Origin of the sequence: Mucilaginibacter sp., from assembly GCF_028288105.1 — a bacterium.
Lineage (GTDB): Bacteria > Bacteroidota > Bacteroidia > Sphingobacteriales > Sphingobacteriaceae > Mucilaginibacter.
Map to the genome: position 1 here is coordinate 1 of NZ_JAQBOI010000157.1, position 3,734 is coordinate 3,734.

Genomic DNA, 3,734 nt, shown 5'->3' on the forward strand with positions numbered 1-3,734 from the left:
CAACAGGATAGCCGTATGCTGAAAGAGGAAGTTACCGCCGATGATATTGCAGGTGTGGTAAGCCGCTGGACAGGTATCCCGGTTAGTAAAATGATACAAAGCGAACGCGAAAAGCTGCTTAACCTGGAAGACGAGCTGCACAAACGTGTAGCAGGGCAGGAGGAAGCTATTGAAGCCATAAGCGATGCTATCCGCCGCAGCCGTGCCGGTTTGCAGGATAAACGTAAGCCAATAGGCTCGTTCATATTTTTGGGCACTACAGGTGTGGGTAAAACCGAGCTGGCCAAAGCCCTTGCCGAATACCTGTTCAATGATGAAAACTCATTGGTACGTATAGATATGAGCGAATACCAGGAGCGCCATTCGGTTTCAAGGCTGATAGGTGCGCCTCCGGGATATGTGGGTTACGATGAAGGTGGTCAACTGACCGAAGCCGTGCGCCGCAAGCCATATAGTGTGGTATTACTGGATGAAATAGAAAAAGCGCATCCGGATGTGTTTAACATACTGTTGCAGGTATTAGATGATGGGCACTTAACAGATAATAAAGGCCGGGTGGTAAACTTTAAGAATACTATCATCATCATGACATCTAATATCGGCTCCAACATTATCCAGGAAAACTTCCAGGAGTTGGATGATGAAAACCGTGAGGAAGTTATCGCCAAAACAAAGAACGACCTATTTACTTTGCTGCGTGCAACTATACGCCCCGAGTTTTTGAACAGGATTGACGAGATCATTATGTTTACCCCGCTTAGCCGCGATGAGATAACCGATATTGTGAAGCTGCAGTTTAAGCAGGTACAGCAAACCCTTGCCGAAATGGGTGTAACTATCGAAGCATCTGACGAGGCGCTGGATTGGCTGGCACAATTGGGCTACGACCCGCAATTTGGCGCAAGGCCTTTAAAAAGGGTTATTCAAAAGAAAATACTGAACGAGCTATCAAAACAAATACTGGCCGGTAAGGTAGATAGAGACAGCAAGATAAAGCTGGATATGTTTGATAACAACTTTGTATTTATGAATGCGAGTGAATAATTTGATGTTAGGATGTATTACAAAAAGAGCGGCCCAAAAGGCCGCTCTTTTTGTAATACTATAATTGGCGTCACGTTGCAGCAAGCTTTAACGAAATATCCTGGCCCGATGGCTATTTACTTGGCATTTATATAGGTGTATTCAATGGTGCCGGATTGTATCTCGGGAACATTATGCTTAATATATGTGCTTTTTACGTTTGCCTTAGTAGGATATCCCTCACTATCATATGTGTAGCTATAGACATAAGTGGTCATTTCAGAATAATTCATACACGTCTCTTTTGTTATTTCATTTTTACTGGCAAATGGCATCATCGACTGGGTAAACATATCAAACACATTAAACATATTAAACGTGTCACCGCTATATAAATACGGGCTTTTTTTATCTCCATACTCATAAACTGATCCCGAAAAAAATGCCCCCGCATCCTTTACAGTCAACTTTACAAGATTGCCATTAAGATATTCAAATGCAATGTCATTGATAGCATATTCTTCACCATTTACATAAGAATAGATCATTGTGCTTATAGTACCGATAGTACCAAGCTCATTTGTTTTTAATTCAATAGCGCTGTTTACTGCTGGGTTTGAAGGAAAGATGTGGTTAATTCCTGTTAGTTTACCATAATTATAGCTAAAATTAAGATAATCATATGAATATTGTCCTGCATTTTCCAGCCTATTTAATGTGCCGTCAGCATTATATGCTAAAACGAAATCTTGAAAAAGGGTTGTATATATAGAAGATTTATGAACTTTAATCACCTGATTTTTGTCATTAAAGCTATACTCTGTAGTGCTTCCGTTGTAAGAGTCCACCACTTTGGATAATAGTTTTTTAACAGTTGAAGGTGGATTCCCAGTTGAAGGTGGATTCCCGGTTGAGGGGGGATTGCCAGTTGAGGGGGAATTGCCATTATCTTTTTTACAAGCAATAAAAGATATCGCAATAAAGGTTAAAAATAAAAATCTTTTCATAATTGCGATAGGTGCACCATTTTAAAATACTTAATGGTCTGATGCTCAGGTAATCAAAGATGATGATAATATCTTATATATTGAAATTAAATAAATAAAATTGAACTGTAAACATCATCATTCAAATTAAAACAACAGGCATGTTTTTGGGTTATTACATTATAATCATTATCACACCAGAATAAACGCTACTACCATGAAAAATTTTGAAACATTAGTGGATGCCACTAACGATCTGACGAAAAGAGGATATACCGCAAACTTAAGCCTTGAAGGCGACACCATAGACGATAAATCGAACAACATACATATGACCGCTAACGACTTTGAAATAGATGAGTTCTACCGTTTCGAAGGGCAAAGCAATCCGGATGATATGGCAATAGTTTATGGTATTAGTTCAGCTAAATACAATTTAAAAGGTATATTAGTTAACGCGTACGGTACTTATGCCGATGATAGTTCATCGGCTATAGCAGCAAAGCTGCACCACCACCAGGTAAGCAATAACCTGCATGGTAGTGATCGACCGACACAGTAATTCACAAGTAAAAAGTCAAAATTCAAAAGCTTTGCAGGCGACAGGCATTGTTTTTGAATTTTGGCTTTTACTTTAGCTTTTAATTGCTGCAAGCAATTTCTTTCCTCTTGATTGTATAGCCGGGCCGGCATCGCGCAGCATAAATTGTATCTGATTGGCCAGTTCTTCTTTTATCCAATCGTAACGGTCACATAAGTTAAACAGGGTATCGGCCGCAAATACCTTAACCGCAACTTTTACTTTAGAGTCTATCAGCCAGTCAAAACATTGCTCAACCACAACTTCCATATCAATGCCGGCCAACTTTATTTTGATCTCTTTCGGGGCGTCGGGCGAGGTAAGATGCATTAAAATGCGGGTATAGTGCCTTTTACAGCTGGCATTGGTAACATCGCCCATTCGCTGTACAAAGTATTCCAGATTATTAACGTAGCGTTCGGGTTCGGCTAAAACAGTAGTATCCAGTAGCCATGCGGCGCGAAAGCCAACTTGTATATCATTATGGAATGTAATATCTATTAGCTTGTCCAGGTCAAAGTTTTGTTCTCTTAATTTAACTGATAGCCGCTCAATAAACCCCTTTGTAGGGTCAGCCATTAATTGCTGAATAAGCTGGTCGGTGGTAAACATTGTATCCATCAGGAATATAAAATTATGAAAACTTTTTTCAGTGCCCCATCTTTTATAATAAAAGGTATTGTGTTATGACTGCGAAACAGAAAGCAAAAAAAGCAACCAAAAGGTGGTCGGCTAAAGTAACCGAAACCAGCGATGCCCTTGATCTGGACAGGGAAGTTTTTAAATCAAAAGATCCGGAAGAAATTGCCGAATCGTTAAAACACTCGGCCGATAAAAGCCACAGGCGCAAAGGTTCTCCCTTCCAAAGTGCAATGTCTATGCTTAATTTTTACATAAACCGCGCCGGGAAGAACCTTACCAAGACCCAAAAAAAACCACTCGAAAGAGCAAAGAACAAATTGCGTAAGCTGTATGGGCACGAAGAAAAGTAACCGGCTTGCTGCCTGTAACATTTTATAATAATTACTGTCTGTAATTTATATACCTTCAAATCTTTACAACATTTAAACACTATGGCTTTGTAAAAATTATACATTTGCCTACCGTTAAATAATCGTTATTACATGGTTAAATTCAATCGATTT

Annotated in this window: 5 protein-coding genes; 3 read left to right on the forward strand and 2 right to left on the reverse strand. The window is 39.4% G+C overall.

Translation table 11 applies throughout. From position 1 onward, the window contains the following. A partial coding sequence (locus tag JWQ85_RS11055) for an AAA family ATPase (protein ID WP_299467852.1) occupies positions 1-1,044 on the forward strand: 1,044 nt, incomplete at its 5' end. 116 nt (positions 1,045-1,160) lie between these two features. On the opposite strand, the gene JWQ85_RS11060 is transcribed toward JWQ85_RS11055, so the two are convergent. Then, on the reverse strand, positions 1,161-2,030 hold the full coding sequence (locus JWQ85_RS11060) for a hypothetical protein (protein ID WP_299467854.1): 870 nt from the start codon (positions 2,028-2,030) through the stop codon (positions 1,161-1,163). Positions 2,031-2,226: 196 nt separating this feature from the next. Between JWQ85_RS11060 and JWQ85_RS11065 the strand changes: the two genes are divergently transcribed. After that, the gene (locus JWQ85_RS11065) at positions 2,227-2,571 is read left to right on the forward strand and encodes a phosphoribosylpyrophosphate synthetase (RefSeq protein WP_299467856.1); all 345 of its coding nucleotides are present in this window, start codon (positions 2,227-2,229) and stop codon (positions 2,569-2,571) included. Positions 2,572-2,643: 72 nt separating this feature from the next. Here JWQ85_RS11065 and JWQ85_RS11070 read toward each other — a convergent pair whose 3' ends face one another. Beyond that, the gene (locus tag JWQ85_RS11070) at positions 2,644-3,210 is read right to left on the reverse strand and encodes a hypothetical protein (RefSeq protein ID WP_299467858.1); all 567 of its coding nucleotides are present in this window, start codon (positions 3,208-3,210) and stop codon (positions 2,644-2,646) included. Positions 3,211-3,275: 65 nt separating this feature from the next. Here JWQ85_RS11070 and JWQ85_RS11075 point away from each other — a divergent pair, with 65 nt between their 5' ends. Further along, positions 3,276-3,581: a DUF3175 domain-containing protein gene (locus JWQ85_RS11075; protein WP_299467859.1), complete on the forward strand. Its 306-nt coding sequence runs from the start codon at positions 3,276-3,278 to the stop codon at positions 3,579-3,581. Positions 3,582-3,734: the final 153 nt, after the last annotated feature.